We start from the raw sequence: 15,356 nt of genomic DNA, 5'->3' as shown, positions 1-15,356 counted from the left end.
CTACACCAGGACTGGCTGGAACAGCCCGGCATCGGGCTTGGGATGCGGCATGGTCTGCGGACCGCCGACACCGATGCCCCATTGGTCCATCGTGCCGGGGCCGGGGACATGCACCTGATGCTCGTGGGTCTCGAAATCGACATGCTCCAGCTCGGAGGTATATTCGACCGCGAAACCGTTGGGTGTCGTGAAGTAGCTGAAGGTATTGTTGCCCGCCGTATGGCGACCCGGCCCCCAGCGAATGTCCGTCCCCGCCTGCTTCAGGCGCCGGATGCCCGCCATCATGTCGTCGACGGTCAGCATGTCATAGGCGACATGGTTGAGGCAGGGCGGCCCCGGCAGGATCGCGAGACGATGATGGGCCGAGTTGCAGCGCAGGAAGCACATGAAATCGCCCAGCCAATCCGATACGCGGAAGCCCAGCACGTCGGTGAAGAAGGCCACCATCGCCCGGTGATCGGGCGAGTGGAGCACGATATGGCTGATCTTCTGCGGAATGCCTTCCCAGCGGCTGAGCACACGTGGTGTGCGGCGCTCGACATCCGACGAAATCTCGAAGGGCAGACCGTCGGGCGAGAAGAAGCGGAAGCCATAGCCCCCGCCCATCGTCGTCAGGTCGCGCGGGGCGAAGATGATCCGGCAACCCGCGTCCACGACCTTGTCATGCAACGCATCGACATCGGCGCGAGTGTTGGCGGCCAGCGCGATGACGTCGATACGGTTGGCATCATCCTGCCGCAGGCGAACGACATAGGCCTCGTCATGCCCTTCGGCGGCGAAGTGATGCAGGCCGTCCTGCTCGCCCGCCTCCACCAGTTTCCAGTCGTCGCGATAAAAAGCGCGCTCGGCATCAAGGTCGGCGACGCCGTAGCCGACGTAACGGATCTCGGTCACTCTTGCCATGTCATGCTCCAGGGGTGAGGCATTCCCCGGCGGTGGCCACCCGCCCCGCCGGGGAAAGGGTCGTCAGAAGCGGAATGAGCCCTGCACGCCGTAGGTGCGCGGCTGGCCGAAATTCCAGTTGTAGATGTTGATGCCGCCGCCGGTGAACCCGGCATAGGTCTTCACCCGATTGTCCTCCAGATTGCGGACATAGCCCTGGATGCTGAACCGGTTGTTCGGCATGTTGAGTTCCAGGCTGAGATCGGTGGTGGTGAACGCATCCACTTCGTCGCCCTTGTAGTTGAAGGCGGTGAGGAAGTAGCGCGACTTGAACCGGCTGAAGCCGTTGGCAACCAGCTTGTAGCCGTCACCCAGCTCGATCGTCTTGGTATAGTTGATACCGATCGTCCATTTCGGGGCTTGCGGGGCGACATTGCCCGCCAGATCCAGCGTCAGGCGCGCGACAGTGGACGCCGGGTTGGCCAGCGTGGGCGCCGGAATGCCCGCGAACTGCTGCAACCGTGCATCGATATAGTTGACGATCAGGCTGACCCGGTCGTTCGGCGACAGGCGAACGGCGGTGTCGGTTTCGATACCCCAGACCCGGCTCTTGCCCGCGTTGAAGGTGCGCGCGCCGACCGTGGTGTCGATATACACCTGAACCTGCTGGTCCTTATAGTCGTAATAGAAGGCGCTGGCGTTGAATTCGAGCTGGTTGCCCATGAAGCGGTTCTTCGAGCCGATCTCATAGGCGGTCAGATTTTCCGCGTTGAACGACCCGACCAGATCGAAGCCGCCGCTTTTGTAGCCGGTGCTGACCTTCGCGTAGAGCAGGTTGTCGCGGGCGGGCTTATATTCGACACCCGCCGTCCAGGTGATCTTGTCTTCCTTATAGGTCGGATAGCGGATCAACGCCCCCGCCCCGCTGCCGTCGGCGGGCGGCCGTGCCATGGTCGGCGAACGATAGAAGCCGTAATTGATGTACTTCGCGTCCTTCTTGTCATCCGTATAGCGAATGCCGCCGGTGAAGCTCAGCGTGTCGGGCACGACCCAATAGGTCGCCTGGGCAAAGGCCGACTTGGAGTCCGAGGTGACGTAGGGGCGATAGAAGAAATTGGCGAAGGCACTTGCCGTAGTCAATAAAGACCACGCGCGATGATCTGGTTTTCGTGGAAATAGAAGCCACCGACCTGCCAGACGAACTGGCCCTGCGTACCGCCGTTCAGACGGACCTCATGGCTCTGCGTGCGCGTGTCGTAGCGGTCGTTATAGAAAGTGAACAGCTCCGGCAGATAGCCGTTTTGCGGGATGACGGCCTGGTTGTCGACATGCCGGTAACCGCCGATGTAGCTGAGCGTCGCACCGCCGAAATCATAGGAGATGCGACCGCGCACCGCATATTGCTGGCTCTTGAAGCTGCCCATCCGGCCGAGGGGGAAGTTGGCGGGATCGAAGCCCTGCGGCACGTCCACGAACGACGGGACCTGCCGCTGGGCCAGTGTGGGATAGGTCGTGGGCGAGGCCACGGACGCGGGCAGTTCCGTTACCCCGGGGGTCGTCCCGCTGACGGGCAGTCCATATTGCATCGGCCCGGTCTGGTCGATGTCGACATATTCGCCCGCAAGATAGACCTCGAGCGCACCGGGAGCGAACAATATGCTGCCGCGGACCGCATCGACATTGGCATCGTCGCCGCGCCCCGCCGGGCCGTTGTTGACATAGCCGTCATGCTGATTGTGCAGTCCGGCCACGCGGATCGCCAGCCTGTCACCGATCGGCACATTGACCGCGCCCGTTGCGTAGATCGCGTTGTAATTGCCATAGCCCGCCGTCGCCGAGCCCTCGAAGCTCTGGAGCACCGGCTTGGCCGCGACGATGTTGAGCGCACCCGCCGTCGAGTTGCGACCGAACAGCGTCCCCTGCGGCCCGCGCAGGACTTCGATCCGTTCCAGGTCGAAGAAGTTGGCGTTCAGGCCGACCGGGCGATTGATATACTCGCCGTCGATCGAAACGGTCAGCGCCGGATCGGCGCTTTCCGAAATATCCTGGCTGGATACGCCCCGGATCGCGATCTTCGTGAAGACCGAGTCCGGGGTGATGCCCAGATCCGGGGCGAGACGCTGAAGCCCGCTGACGTCGGTCACCTGCGCCTTGGTCAGGTCCGCACCACCGATCGCGCGGATGGCGATCGGCGTATCCTGCAACCGGGTTTCGACCTTGGTCGCGGTGACGATGATGTCTTCGGAATTCATCGTATCGTAGGACGCCGCCGTCGTCGTCTTGTTGGCCGACGTCTGGGGCGTGGCACCGGCTGGATCGGCGACCTGGGCAAAGGCCGGGTTGGCCACCCACATGGCGGTGGTGGTGAGCGCCGTGGTTGCGACGCGACGGAACCTCATCATACGATCCCCTCTCCTTTGATCGGAGGCGTACCCGCCTCTCGTTTAGAACTAGAATGTTTGTTCTGTTTATTGTTCGAGTCAAGCGCTGATATACAGCCCCGCCCGATTATTTTGCGCGGTCGTTCAGAACATCGGATGCGGATTGCGCGAGGTCGTCGGCATGGGCTGGATGACGTCCCAATGCTCGACGATCTTGCCGTCCTTCAGGCGATAGATGTCCGCGACCGCGCCGCCGGCGGAGGCCGGATCGGTGCGGCCATGGAGGTGAATGACCGCCATGTCGCCGTCGACGATGATCCGTTTCACATCGAACCGGGCGCCCGGCGTCGCGAATTTGGGGGCGAGCGCGGCGACCGCCGCCTCCCGTCCATCGGCCAGCCCCGGATTATGCTGGATATAGTCGGGCACCACGTAGCGCTCGAACGCCCCCGCCACATCGCGGCGGGTATAGAAGCGATCGGCGAAGTCGGTGATGATCGCGCGGTTGCGCTCGGTCAGCGTCGCGCCTGATCCGGCGATCGCAGCGGGAGCCAGGAACGGCGCCGTCAGGACAAATGCATGAAACAACGCCTTCATAACGTCACCTCAACGGTGAAGGGCAGATCGTCGCTTGCCCGACCGACGGCCAACACCGCACGATCGACCGCAACGCGCCAACCATGATCCCCCCAGATGCGGAACAGACGGGGCTCCGGAGTCACCCGAACGGTCGCGGTTTCTCCCGCCGCCAGCGTGACCTTGGCGAATCCGACCAGCGCGAATTCGGGGGCGTGACGATAGAGCTGCACGACGTCGCTTCCGGCACGATCGCCGACATTGCGCAATCGGACCAGAACATCACCCCCGTCGGCGTCGACACCCAACCATTCGAACCGCGTATAACCCTGCCCTGCCCCAAAGGCGTAGAGCGGCGTCGTTCCCCGCGCTTTCAGACCCCGATAGCCGATCAGCACACCATCGTCATAAGCTAGGTCCCCCTGCCCGTCCGGCTGGAGGGACAGGGCGGGATAGTCCGCCTCCCGCCGTGCCAATGTGACTGGCAGACGGCCTCCCGGTTCCACATCGCCCGCCAGGACCGCCGCGAGCGCGGGGCCGAACCCCTCGCCGGGATACCAAGCGGATATCAGCGCGGATGCCTGGTCGCTCCACGTCGCATCGAAAGCATGGCCGATATTGGCGATGATCGCGGTGTTTGGGTTCGCGGCGCAGATCGCGTCGATCAGCGTGCGCTGCTCCGGCGCGATCGCCGTATCAGGCCGATCCTTGCTCTCGACGCTGGAGTCGGACGTTTCGCCGATCATCAGGATCACCGCATCGGCGCCGGTCGCGGCCTCGATCGCTCGCGCCAGCATCGCCTCCGCACTGTCCGGGCCGCGAATACCGTACCAGAGGCCATGCACGCGGGCGCCGTCATAGTGGAATTCGACCTCGACCAGCACGCGTTGCCCGGCGGTGAGCATCAGCTCGGCACTGTCGGCATCGCCCCGCTTGAGCGATCCCATGACGTCGGACGCCGCCATCCGCTCGGGCTGGTCGATCAGCGGCTGGCCATCGACTTTCAATCTGACCGCGCCGGTCGCGCCGACATAGAAGCGGTGGGCGCCATCCGCAGAGGCCGTAAACCAACCGCTGGCACGGATCGCAGCCGAACGGTCGAACACCCCCTGATCATGGACGCCGACGAACCAGACGAGCGAGTTGGTATCGCGCACTTCCTGCCCGATGGGCTGGCCGGACAGATCGCCATCGACGAAATATTCGACCGTCATGCCTTGCCCTTCGCCCCGCACGGGCGCGACGGGCATGGCGGGCAGGCGCGGTTGCGGGTCGACGCCGGGTTCGTAGACGATGTCCGCGGTCCCTGCATATCGCGCCATGATGGCCTCCAGGGGGCGAGCCGCATCGGGCGAGAGCGCGATCTTGGCAAAGGTACCGCCCTGATAGCAGGGCGCGGCAGCATTCGGGCCGATCACCGCGATCCGGCGATGCCTGCCCGGCGTCATCGGCAACAAATCCCCCTCATTGCGCAGCAGCACCATACCGGCCGCCGCCGCCTCGACCAGCAAGGCATCGGCATCCTCTTCGGGCGCCGATTTCGGACCGGACCAGCGGCGGGCCGCTCGGGCCACCCGCTCGGCGGCATCGGCCACCCGCTCGGCCGCGACCTCTCCCGCCTCGACCGCCGCGACGGCCTTGGCACCGACGAAGCGTGCTGGCCCCGGCATCTCGAGGTCGAGCCCGCCGTTCAGGCTGCCCCCCGTCGAATGCGTTCCGAACCAGTCGCTGATGAACGGGCCCTCGAAACCCCATTCGCGCTTCACGATGGTCGAGATATGGCCGTGCTCGGCGCACCAGTCGCCATTGACCCGGTTATAGGCGGTCAGCATCGCCCCCGCCCCGGCTGCCGCGCAAAGCTCGAAGGGCAGCAGATAGATTTCGCGCAGAGTCCGCTCGTCCACCACCGCGTTCATGCGGTCGCGGTCGGTCTCGCTATCGTTGCAGACCAGATGCTTGACGCAGGCGCCGACGCCGGTCGACTGAAGCCCCCGCGTCCATGCCGCTCCGGCCAGGCCGGTCAGCAGCGGGTCTTCGGAAAAATACTCGAATGCCCGCCCCGCAAGCGGGCTGCGCGCCATGTTGACGTTGGGCGCCAGAACGAGGTCGACACCCATGCGGATCGCCTCGCCACCGACCAGCGCCGCGACCCGCGCGATCAACGCGACATCGAAGCTGGCGCCCAGTGCCGTTGCGCAGGGCGACAGGCGCGCAACGTCGCGTTCGTCGACCTTGCCGCTCGCGATGCCCATCGGCCCATCGCTCATGTGCAGCGACGGGATACCCGCCTCCGGGATCGCGACCGATCGCCACATGGCCGCTCCGGCGGTCAGGCTGGCCTGCTGCGCGAGCGTCAGCGCGCTCATGCGACCGGCTCCAGCCGGAAGGCCATGATCTGCCGGGCCTGGGTCGCGATCTGCCCCGCCACGCCATCATCGACGATCGCGCCGTCCGCGCCGAACGGCTTCTGCGCGATCGAGTTGATCGCGATCCCCGCCGGGGTCGGCCAGCCGCGCATGGCATGGACGATCCCGCGCAGCGCCGCCAGCGTGACGCCGCCCGCCTGCCATCCCGCCGCCGAAACGATCAGCCCCACCGGCATGCCATCGAAATAGACCCGCTCGTCCCCGCGCAGATCCTCAAGCAGGTCGATGGCGTTCTTCACCACGCCGGATACGCCGCCATGATAGCCGGGCGTCCCGATGACGAGACCGTCCGCTTCGCGCAGCGCGGCGACGAAGGCCTCCTGTTCGGCGGTACGCTCGGGACGCTCCGGGTTGAAGTGCGGCAGTGCCGCCAGCGCCGGACCGTCGAACATGGTGGTCTTCGCCCCCATGCGCTCGCACTCCGCCAAGACCGAGCGGACCAGCATCTCGCTCGACGAACGGGGTCGGAAGGTGCCGCCGATCCCCACGATATGCCGTACCATCGGCTCAGGCCTTCTTGAACGCGGGCATGACCTTTTCGGACAGCAGCCGCAGCGTCTGGTCGCCCAGCCGCAGCCGTTCGTCGGTCAATGGACCGGTCGTCGTGCCGCACAGGATGTTGCCGATGCCCAGTTCCTCATAGGGCTTGAGATGTTCGATCACCGTCTCGGGCGAGCCGTACAGGCACCAGGTGCCGATCCAGTCCTCGGTCAGCGCGTTGGGCGTACGGTCGGTCTTCTTGTTGGCGTCGTTCGATTCGGCGCGGGCATTGAATTCGGCCTCGCGTTCGATCGCGTCCTGATAGGCGCGCAGGATGGTCATCATCTCGTCGCGCGCCTGTTCGTCGCTGTCGGCCAGATGGACCAGCTGATAGGTATGGGTCGTCCAGTCCAGTGCGCGGGCGATCTTCTCCGCACTGTGCCCGGCTTCGTCCAGCAAGGCGCGGTAGATGCCGAAATATTTGGCGACGTGCTTCATAGGCTCGGTCCCGCCGATCTGCGGCGGGGTGAAGGCCGGGATGAAGGCGGGCCAGGCGTTCTCCGCGGCGCGGCGGGCGCTCGACTCCTTCATCGCCACCGGCATCAACCGGGCATGGCCCTCGCTATAGGGCGCCGGTGCGATCCGTTGCAGCACCCGGCCCTGGTGCGGGCCGTTGTCGATCTCGACCGCCGGATCGTCCATCGTCTTGGCCCAAAGCTGTTCGGCCAGGGCGAGGTTCTTTTCCGAAATGGCGCCCGCATCGCGGTAATCGACGCCGAAGCCGATCATCTCCTCGGGCGTGGTGCCCGAGCCGACACCGACCAGCAGCTTGCCGTCGGTCAGCTGGTCGAGAATGTTGATCCGCTCGACGAAGCGCACCGGGTGATGCAGCGGCACCGACGTCACCGAAAAGCCGAAATGCATGTGCGGGAATTTCGCCGCCAGATAGGATGCGAACATATAGCTGTCGCTGGCGATCGGCATATAGCCGTTGAAATGGTGATCCGGCATGAAAAGCGCGTCGAAACCGAGCGCCGCGGCCCGCTCGGCATGGCGGGTCAGACCATGGATCAGCGCGCGATCCTCGTCAGGCGCCATGGACCGTGCGTTGAGAAATACCGAGAAACGCATCAAACCTCTCCCTTTTTATCATGCCCGCCGTGGTCCGGCGCGTTGCCGCATTGATGCGGTTCGTCTAAAATAAAATTAGAACTGCAATTCTGATATGACGGTCCCCCACGGGCTGTCAATGGGGTGTTGATGGATATCGAGACGATCTTGGCGAAGGCGCGCGCGCCACAGCAGGGCCGCAGCAAGGCGAGTTTCGAGCGGATGCTGGCCACCGCCGAGGAATTGATGACGCAGCGCGGTTCGGACGAATTCACGCTGAACGAGGTCGCCAAGCACGGCAAAGTGTCGATCGGTTCGATCTATTGCCGCTTCGACAGCAAGGACGACCTTGTCCATGTCGTGCAGCTGCGGGTGCTGGAACGGGTGGACGCCGACATGCTGGCCGTGATCGCCGATCTGGCTGCGCGCGGCGGCGGCCTGATCGACATGGTGCACGATCTGGTCGAATCGGTGGCCGAAGTGCTGCGACGCTATGCCGACCTGATGCGCCCGCTGATGCTCCGCGCGAGCGCCGATCCGGTGATCGCCGCCATCGGCAAGCGCAGCTATGGCCGCACCAGCGAGGCGGTGATCGCCGCATTGCTCAGCAATCGCGACTCGATCCGCCATCCCGATCCCGAGCATGCCGCCGATGCGGGTTTCCGTATCCTCTATGCCTCGATCGCGCGCTATCTGGGCTTCGGCTCGTCGATCGACGCGGCGGGCGAAGGCGACTGGACCGAATTGAAGGCGGATCTGGCCGACATGCTCGCCGCCTATCTTTCGACCAGCCCCAAGGCGCGCCCCACCCGCGCTTAGCGCTTGCACCGTCTTCCAAATCGCCTTACTAGAATGACAGTTCTAATTATAGCCGCTGGCAAAAGCGGCGTAGGCGAGGATGAGGCACGGCATGGCCGATACGGGCTTGGCTCGGCGCGAGCTATTGGGAGGGGCGGCGCTGTTCGCGATGGCGGTGGGCGTTCCCGTCGCCGCCGTCCGCTGGACCGACACGGCAGAGGTCGTCACCGACCGGCAACGTGCGCTTCTGCGCGACGTCGCCCAGCGTGTCCTGCCCCGAACCACCACCCCCGGCGCGGGCGAGATCGGCGCGCATGACTTCGTCATACTCGCGCTTGCCCATGGGCTGGACGGCACCCGCGCTCCGGCCGCCGGAGCGGCCCTGCCCGCGACGATCACCCGCCATCAACGCCGCAATGGGACGCTCGACTATCTCGACTGGCTGGAATGGCAGCTCGACGCCGCGACGCATGGCGATTATTTGGCCGTCCCCCCGGCCGGGCGGGAGGCAGCAGTCGCGGCGATCGACAAGGCTGCGTTTGCCGATGCTGGACCCGACGCGGTCGAATCGCCCTGGCGCAAGCTGAAGGGCCTGATCCTCACCGCCTATTATACCTCCGAGGTCGGCGGCTCACGCGAGTTGCAATATGAGCTCGTCCCCGGTCGGTGGGACGCCGACATCCCCTATATCCCCGGAAACCGCGCCTGGTCGAGCGACTGGACCGCAGTGGAGTTCAGCTGATGGCGCAACAACCCGTTTTCGACGCCATCGTGGTGGGCTCGGGCATTACCGGGGGGCTGGCGGCCAAGGAACTGACCGAAGCCGGGCTGAAGGTCCTGATGATCGAGCGTGGGCCGATGATCGAACATGGCAGCGGCTACACGCGCGAGACGCTGGCACCCTGGGATCTGGAATTTCGCGGGGTCGGCGACGCCGAACTCTATGGCAAGGACTATGCCGTCCAGCGCAAGAACCGGCACTTTACCGAGTTCACGCAGGACCATTTCGTCAACGACCGCGAGAACCCCTACACCACCGAAGGCGAAACCGAATTCAACTGGTGGCGCAGCTACCAGCTGGGCGGGCGGTCGCTGACCTGGGGACGGCAATGCTATCGCTGGTCGGATTATGATTTCGACGCCAATCGCCGCGACGGGCATGGCACCGACTGGCCGATCCGCTACGCCGATCTAGCACCCTGGTACGACAAGGTTGAGGAGTTTGTCGGCGTTGCGGGCATGGCGGAGGGCCTGCCCCAGCTTCCCGATGGACGCTTCCAGCCGCCCATGGCGCTGAATGCCGTCGAGCAACACACGCGCGAGGTGATCGGTCGGCAATGGCCCGGCCGCCGCCTGACGATCGGACGCAACGCCAATCTTACCGAGGCCAAGCCCGACCAGGGGCGCGCGGCGTGTCAGTATCGCTCGATATGCGCGCGCGGCTGTTCCTATGGCGCCTATTTCTCAACGCAGAGTTCGACGCTGCCCGCCGCGCAAAAGACCGGCAATCTGACGCTCGTCACCGACGCGGTGGTCGAGGCGGTCGAGCAGGACCCGGCGACCGGCCGCGCCACCGGCGTGCGGTTCATCAACACTAAGGACGGCACGCGACAGCGCGCCCATGCGCGGATCGTGTTCCTGAACGCCGGATCGTTCAACAGCGTCGGCGTGCTGCTTCGCTCGGCGAACGAAGCCAATCCCCACGGCCTTGCCAATTCCAGCGGCGTGCTAGGCACCCACATCATGGACCATGCCCAGACGGTCGCCGGGATCGCGGTCATGCCGGGGTTCGAGCAGCATACCTATTTCGGCAATCGCCCGACCGGTGTGGTCATCCCGCGCTTCCGCAACCTGGATACGATCGACGGCAAAGGGCATACGCGCGGCTTCTCCTATCAGGGCGGCGCATTCCGCGCAGCCTGGACGGGTGGCAAGCGCGCGCCCGGCGTGGGCAAAGACTATAAGGACAGCCTGCGTGAGCCCGGCATGTGGCGCATGGTGCTGGTCGCCTTTGCCGACTCCATGCCGCGTCCCAGCAACCGCATCACACTCGACCCGACCGTCAAGGACGCCGCGGGCCTCCCCGCCCTGCGCATCAACTTCTCACACGGGGCGCAGGAACATGCCGCACTCGCCGATGCCAAGGCGGAAGCCGCCGCGATGCTGACCGCCGCCGGGGGCCATGTCATCATGGGTATGGACACGCCCAATCCAGGGGGCTCGGCCATTCACGAGATGGGCGGCGCGCGCATGGGGCATGATCCCCGGACAAGCGTGCTCAACAAGTGGAGCCAGGCGCATGACGTGCCCAACCTGTTCGTCACCGATGGCGCGCAGATGTCGTCCTCGGCCTGCCAGAACCCGTCGCTGACCTATATGGCGCTGACCGCGCGGGCCTGCGCGAACGCCGTGTCGATGCTGAAGGAAGGCGCGATCTAAACGACACATAAGAAAAGGGGCGGCCTTCCGATCGGAAGGCCGCCCCTTTTCTTATTCACCGAAGCCGCCGATCAGCGCAGCATCAGCGTCTTGCTATCCTTGGTCGTCGGCACGAACGGCAGATAGGAGATGCGCATCGTCTCGGCCAGTTCGATCCGGTGCTCGCCCGGCGCCAGCCCCCCTGCCCGCTTCACGCCCACCAGCGCCTTCTCGCCGAAATTCCAGCGGTCGCTATATTCGGTTTCCATCTCGTCCAGCGTCCAAGTGCGCCCACGCAGCGACACGGTGATGTCCTCGCGCCGGACTGGTTCGCCATCGACGCTGACCGCCACATTCTCGATCATCGACAGGCCCAGGCCCCGATAATAGGGCAACCGCGCCTCAATGGTGAAACCGGTGTCGGTCGCCTTCAGGCTGTCTTCCACGATCATCTTGTTGTCGAACATCGGTCAAGTCCTTCAGGCGGCGATGGTGGTGTTGGCGGGCACGTCGATGAGTTGCTTCAGCATGTCCTGATGGCGGCGGACCTGTTCGACCGAGTCGACCTCATGCGCGTCCTCGATCCAGCGATTGCCCTCATATTCCGAGCAGATATAGCCGTCGTAATTCCCCTGCTTCAGGACTTGGACGATCTCGTCATAGGGGATGCTGGGTTCGACCAGATTCTCATCTATCTGGTAGAATTTGCCGTGCACATTGTGGATGCGGTGCATGTAATCGAGCATCCGCTTCGGCTCGAACGCGGCATTGTGGCGCAGCGTCTCCGCCATCGCGATCGCCGGGCCGACCCCGCCCATCTCGCGCACGTTCAGGATGACATATTCGCTGAGAACCCGGTCCTCATAGGCCTTGGTGATATAGTCGGCGATGTTCTGGGGCACGCCGTTGCGGATGAAGCGCTCCTTCCACACCGGCGGAAACTGGAACAGGAACATGCCCATGTCGGGCAGGAAGCCCAGCGCATCGCTGCCCGACTTTTCAAAGGCTTCGGCATGGCGGACGATCCAGGGATGGTCGAAGTGCAGCGGGGCATGCACCTCGATCAGGATCTTGATCCCCTTTTCCTCGGCATAAGGCGCGGCGGCGACCAGCACCTCAGGTGCAATCGCCACCAGCGCGCGGACATATTTCACGCCGAGCCTTGCGGCGAATTCGATATCCTTTCGCACGCTCGCAACCTGCTCGGCGAACGGCATTTCGCGGCCCTTGTAGCGTTTATAGTCGAGCATGAAGTCATGGCAGACCGGCACCGCGTCATATTTATTGATCAGGTGATGCCACTCGGCGATCTTCTCGTCCGCGACGCCAGCTTCGGGCCAGCCCCAGAAGGTCTGTTCGCCGATCACCTCGATCCCGTCGGCACCGAAGCCGACAGTGGTGCGGATGCAGTCCTCCAGCGACATTTTGCCAAGGAAGGTTTCGTTCTGATAGCTATAGAGGCTGACGCCCCGCTTGATCGTCATATCATGTCGTCCTGAATGGTAGGAATGGGGATCAGACAACCGCGGCAATGGCCGGCGTACCGCCGCCACGACGGGCTGACGCGATAAGGAAGGCCGTGACCGCGCCGACGACCCCGGCGGCACCCATGATCAGGAATGCCGCCTGCATCGTCCCCGCCTGGGTTCGGAACATCGAGACCAGGAACGGGCTGGAGAACTGGCCGAAGAAGAAACACGCGGTCCACACACCCATGCCGCGACCGCGATGCTCGAAGGGCAGCTTGGTCTGCGCCCATGCGATCAGGGTCGGCACCGCCATGCCCGCTCCGGTCTGCTGCACGACGAGGCCCGCAATCATCCAGCGCCAGTCCGGCGCCAGGCCGATCGTCGCCAACCCACCGCCGATCAACGACAGGAAGATGCCGAGTTGCACCACCGGGCGTGCCCGACCCGTCACCCAAAAGATCGCAGAGCCCAGCATCACGAACAGGCTGGGAATGAAGGTCAGCTTGCTGAGGTCCTGCGACGACTGGATACCGACTTCGCGGAACGCCATGCCGCCATTGATGATGAAGACATAGTAGAGGGCAGAGGCGAACAGGGTCACGCCGCCGATCATGGCGACCGACGCCATCGGGAACGGCGTACGCGCGGGCGCCTGGCCGATGCCCAGCATCTTGCGCGCCGTCGCATCGCTCTCCGGCTCGTAGAGAAACTTCACCGCCGCGATGAAGATCGGGAAGGCGACCAGATAGATCAGGAAGATGCCGTTCCAGCGCAGGCCGGTCAGGAAGCCCGAAGCCAGGATCACGCCGCTGGCCAGGAACGGCCCGGCCAGTCCCTGCATGGTCAACCAGTTGCGCCGCCCCTTCTCGTCCCAATAATCGCCGATCAGCGTGTTGAGCGTGGTCAGGATCACCGCCTCCGACACGCCCAGCAACAGCCGCGAGGCGTAGATGCCGTTCAGGCTGTCGAGGAAAAAGGGCGCCGCGCCGAACAGCGCGTAGAGCAGGGTCGCGGCCAGCATCAATTTGCGCCGTCCGAAGCGATCGACGAGAATCCCGGCGAACAGCGCGACCACAGCAATCGTCAGGCCTGGCGCCGATACCATGGCGGGCACCTTCCACGACGCGGACGGATCTGCCGAGAAATGGTCGATAATGGACGGCACCGCCGGAAATAGCGACGCGATGGCCAGAATCGGCAAAAAGCCGGCGGTGATGACGGTGATACCCTGACCTATACCGGGTCGGCGTGCCTCGGGGTCTTCCGGCGTCATGACCATCGGCTTCTCTCCCAATCGATTCGCCGCTCTTACGGCTTAATTAGAACTTGCATTCTGATACGTGGTATCGCCATGACGTGCCACTCTGTCAAGCAAGGATCATCACGGTGGCGACACGCGCGGTTTCGGATCGGTTAAGCGAGCGACAAAGGACGCTGGCGTTCGCGACGGTGCTGCTCGCCTTCGTCATGGACGTGGCGGATTCGACGATCGTCAACACCGCACTGCCCGCAATCCAGCAGGGATTGGGGGCGTCGGACCGCGCGATGCAATGGGTCGTGTCGGGCTATTTCCTGACCTTCGCCGTGCTGCTGGTCGTGGGCGGTCGGTTGGGTGACCTGTTCGGCTATGCGCGGATGTTCGCAATCGGGGTGGCGGGGTTTTCCATCGCGTCGCTGGGGTGCGGACTGGCGCAGGATGCGACGACGCTTGCCGTCGCGCGGCTGTCGCAGGGAGCGGCGGCGGCGATCATGGCGCCGCAGGGCGTGGCGCTGATCCAGCTGCTATATTCACCGAGCGAACGGATCGGCCGCCTGGCCGCCTTTGGCGTGGTCGGAGGGCTGGCGGCGATCGGCGGCCCGGTGCTTGGCGGTTTGCTCATCCAGCTCAACCCGTTCGATCTGGGCTGGCGCAGCGTCTTCCTGATCAATCTGCCCTTCGGCGTGCTGGCGCTGATTGCCGGGCTGACGTTGCTGCCACCGGGACGCTCGGGCCATGCGCTGCGTGTCGACGGACCGGGATCGCTGTTGCTGTTCCTCGCGCTCGGCACGCTGCTGCTCCCCCTGATCGAGGGGCGGAGCGCCGGGTGGCCGTGGTGGACGGCGGCATTGGTCCTGACGAGTGCTGGCCTATGGTGGTGGTTCTGGCGTTATGAAGGCGCACGCCGGTCCCGACTGGGATCGGCGCTGATCGAACCGTCGCTGTTCCATGACCGCAGTTTTCGGGTCGGACTGGCGGCAACGGGCGCCTTCGCGATCGCCTCGGGCGGTTTCCTGCTGACCTTCAGCCTGACGCTGCAACAGGGACTGGGCTACAGCCCGGTCGATGTCGCGCTGCTCCACATACCTTTTGGAATGGGGGTCATGGCGGGCATCAGTCAGATCGGGCGCAAGGCCCTGCCTGTCCATGGACGTCGTGTGCCGATAACGGGTGCGATCCTGATGACGCTCGCCTGTTCGGCGACCGGGGTCGCCGTGCACATCGCCCTTCCGAGCGTGGTCATCGGCGCGTTGCTGCTATTCGCGGGTGTCGGCATGGGCACCCTCAGCGGCCCTTTGGGGCCGATCACCCTGTCACGCGTCGATCGCAATCACGCGGGTGTCGCGGGGGCCATGCACAAGACGATGCAACAGATCGGCGGCGCCATGGGCACGGCCCTGATCGCCACCATCTATTTCTCGATGACGGGCGATCATCGGCCGCCCGTGACCGCCTTCCTGATCGCGACATTGGTGGTGGCGGCGGATCTGCTGGCCATCGCTTTGCTGCTGACCCGCCTGCCGGAGCGGCTGTTCGATTGAGGGGGGCAGTTGCGCCC

The 15,356-nt window shown here is 64.6% G+C and carries 14 protein-coding genes; 4 read left to right on the top strand and 10 right to left on the bottom strand.

What is annotated here, in order from left to right; translation table 11 throughout:
- From ACWPWT_RS12760 to ACWPWT_RS12730, 7 genes are all read right to left on the bottom strand, one after another.
- Entirely contained in the window at positions 1 to 903 is a 903-nt protein-coding gene (locus ACWPWT_RS12760; protein ID WP_454279988.1) for a VOC family protein, read from the bottom strand.
- Positions 904 to 966: 63 nt separating this feature from the next.
- Positions 967 to 2,022, bottom strand: a complete 1,056-nt coding sequence (locus ACWPWT_RS12755; protein WP_454279987.1) for a TonB-dependent receptor domain-containing protein — start codon at positions 2,020 to 2,022, stop codon at positions 967 to 969.
- Positions 2,019 to 3,281 carry a TonB-dependent receptor plug domain-containing protein gene (locus tag ACWPWT_RS12750; RefSeq protein WP_454279986.1) on the bottom strand — a complete coding sequence of 421 codons (1,263 nt, stop codon included), beginning with the start codon at positions 3,279 to 3,281 and terminating at the stop codon, positions 2,019 to 2,021. The genes ACWPWT_RS12755 and ACWPWT_RS12750 overlap by 4 nt, the downstream gene beginning before the upstream one ends.
- Positions 3,282 to 3,407: 126 nt before the next feature.
- On the bottom strand, positions 3,408 to 3,860 hold the full coding sequence (locus tag ACWPWT_RS12745) for a nuclear transport factor 2 family protein (RefSeq protein ID WP_261269618.1): 453 nt from the start codon (positions 3,858 to 3,860) through the stop codon (positions 3,408 to 3,410).
- Positions 3,857 to 6,205, bottom strand: a complete 2,349-nt coding sequence (locus ACWPWT_RS12740) for a glycoside hydrolase family 3 protein (RefSeq protein ID WP_454279985.1) — start codon at positions 6,203 to 6,205, stop codon at positions 3,857 to 3,859. The genes ACWPWT_RS12745 and ACWPWT_RS12740 overlap by 4 nt, the downstream gene beginning before the upstream one ends.
- The gene (locus tag ACWPWT_RS12735; protein ID WP_454279984.1) at positions 6,202 to 6,768 is read right to left on the bottom strand and encodes an NADPH-dependent FMN reductase; all 567 of its coding nucleotides are present in this window, start codon (positions 6,766 to 6,768) and stop codon (positions 6,202 to 6,204) included. Before ACWPWT_RS12735 ends, ACWPWT_RS12740 begins: the two co-directional genes overlap by 4 nt.
- A gap of 4 nt (positions 6,769 to 6,772) precedes the next feature.
- A complete protein-coding gene (locus tag ACWPWT_RS12730) occupies positions 6,773 to 7,876 on the bottom strand; it encodes an LLM class flavin-dependent oxidoreductase (protein ID WP_454279983.1) in 1,104 nt (367 codons plus the stop codon).
- Between the two features lie 129 nt (positions 7,877 to 8,005).
- Between ACWPWT_RS12730 and ACWPWT_RS12725 the strand changes: the two genes are divergently transcribed.
- The 3 genes from ACWPWT_RS12725 to ACWPWT_RS12715 all read left to right on the top strand — a co-directional run bounded on the left by ACWPWT_RS12725 (position 8,006) and on the right by ACWPWT_RS12715 (position 11,092).
- Positions 8,006 to 8,674 carry a TetR/AcrR family transcriptional regulator gene (locus ACWPWT_RS12725; protein WP_309697511.1) on the top strand — a complete coding sequence of 223 codons (669 nt, stop codon included), beginning with the start codon at positions 8,006 to 8,008 and terminating at the stop codon, positions 8,672 to 8,674.
- Positions 8,675 to 8,765: 91 nt separating this feature from the next.
- Positions 8,766 to 9,395, top strand: a complete 630-nt coding sequence (locus tag ACWPWT_RS12720) for a gluconate 2-dehydrogenase subunit 3 family protein (RefSeq protein ID WP_261269623.1) — start codon at positions 8,766 to 8,768, stop codon at positions 9,393 to 9,395.
- Positions 9,395 to 11,092 (top strand): GMC oxidoreductase, encoded by a 1,698-nt coding sequence (locus ACWPWT_RS12715; protein ID WP_454279982.1) that lies wholly within the window; start codon positions 9,395 to 9,397, stop codon positions 11,090 to 11,092. Before ACWPWT_RS12720 ends, ACWPWT_RS12715 begins: the two co-directional genes overlap by 1 nt.
- A 71-nt stretch (positions 11,093 to 11,163) precedes the next feature.
- Here ACWPWT_RS12715 and ACWPWT_RS12710 read toward each other — a convergent pair whose 3' ends face one another.
- The 3 genes from ACWPWT_RS12710 to ACWPWT_RS12700 are packed head-to-tail and all read right to left on the bottom strand — an operon-like array spanning position 11,164 to position 13,813.
- Positions 11,164 to 11,538 (bottom strand): C-glycoside deglycosidase beta subunit domain-containing protein, encoded by a 375-nt coding sequence (locus ACWPWT_RS12710; protein WP_261269625.1) that lies wholly within the window; start codon positions 11,536 to 11,538, stop codon positions 11,164 to 11,166.
- Positions 11,539 to 11,550: 12 nt separating this feature from the next.
- Positions 11,551 to 12,555 (bottom strand): sugar phosphate isomerase/epimerase family protein, encoded by a 1,005-nt coding sequence (locus tag ACWPWT_RS12705; protein ID WP_454279981.1) that lies wholly within the window; start codon positions 12,553 to 12,555, stop codon positions 11,551 to 11,553.
- Between the two features lie 31 nt (positions 12,556 to 12,586).
- Entirely contained in the window at positions 12,587 to 13,813 is a 1,227-nt protein-coding gene (locus ACWPWT_RS12700) for an MFS transporter (RefSeq protein ID WP_454279980.1), read from the bottom strand.
- 113 nt (positions 13,814 to 13,926) lie between these two features.
- Here ACWPWT_RS12700 and ACWPWT_RS12695 point away from each other — a divergent pair, with 113 nt between their 5' ends.
- On the top strand, positions 13,927 to 15,339 hold the full coding sequence (locus ACWPWT_RS12695) for an MFS transporter (protein ID WP_454279979.1): 1,413 nt from the start codon (positions 13,927 to 13,929) through the stop codon (positions 15,337 to 15,339).
- Positions 15,340 to 15,356 lie beyond the last annotated feature (17 nt).

The sequence above is a fragment of the Sphingomonas sp. Marseille-Q8236 genome, assembly GCF_965112005.1.
Note: the sequence above shows the minus strand (reverse complement) of the source record. Positions and strands in the feature narration are given on the sequence as shown.

Coding starts and splice junctions, on each gene's coding strand:
- ACWPWT_RS12760 (WP_454279988.1), bottom strand. CDS start 903: ATGGCAAGAGTGACCGAGATCCGTTACGTCGGCTACGGCGTCGCCGAC.
- ACWPWT_RS12730 (WP_454279983.1), bottom strand. CDS start 7,876: ATGCGTTTCTCGGTATTTCTCAACGCACGGTCCATGGCGCCTGACGAG.
- ACWPWT_RS12700 (WP_454279980.1), bottom strand. CDS start 13,813: ATGACGCCGGAAGACCCCGAGGCACGCCGACCCGGTATAGGTCAGGGT.
- ACWPWT_RS12720 (WP_261269623.1), top strand. CDS start 8,766: ATGGCCGATACGGGCTTGGCTCGGCGCGAGCTATTGGGAGGGGCGGCG.
- ACWPWT_RS12715 (WP_454279982.1), top strand. CDS start 9,395: ATGGCGCAACAACCCGTTTTCGACGCCATCGTGGTGGGCTCGGGCATT.
- ACWPWT_RS12750 (WP_454279986.1), bottom strand. CDS start 3,281: ATGAGGTTCCGTCGCGTCGCAACCACGGCGCTCACCACCACCGCCATG.
- ACWPWT_RS12710 (WP_261269625.1), bottom strand. CDS start 11,538: ATGTTCGACAACAAGATGATCGTGGAAGACAGCCTGAAGGCGACCGAC.
- ACWPWT_RS12745 (WP_261269618.1), bottom strand. CDS start 3,860: ATGAAGGCGTTGTTTCATGCATTTGTCCTGACGGCGCCGTTCCTGGCT.
- ACWPWT_RS12735 (WP_454279984.1), bottom strand. CDS start 6,768: ATGGTACGGCATATCGTGGGGATCGGCGGCACCTTCCGACCCCGTTCG.
- ACWPWT_RS12725 (WP_309697511.1), top strand. CDS start 8,006: ATGGATATCGAGACGATCTTGGCGAAGGCGCGCGCGCCACAGCAGGGC.
- ACWPWT_RS12740 (WP_454279985.1), bottom strand. CDS start 6,205: ATGAGCGCGCTGACGCTCGCGCAGCAGGCCAGCCTGACCGCCGGAGCG.
- ACWPWT_RS12705 (WP_454279981.1), bottom strand. CDS start 12,555: ATGACGATCAAGCGGGGCGTCAGCCTCTATAGCTATCAGAACGAAACC.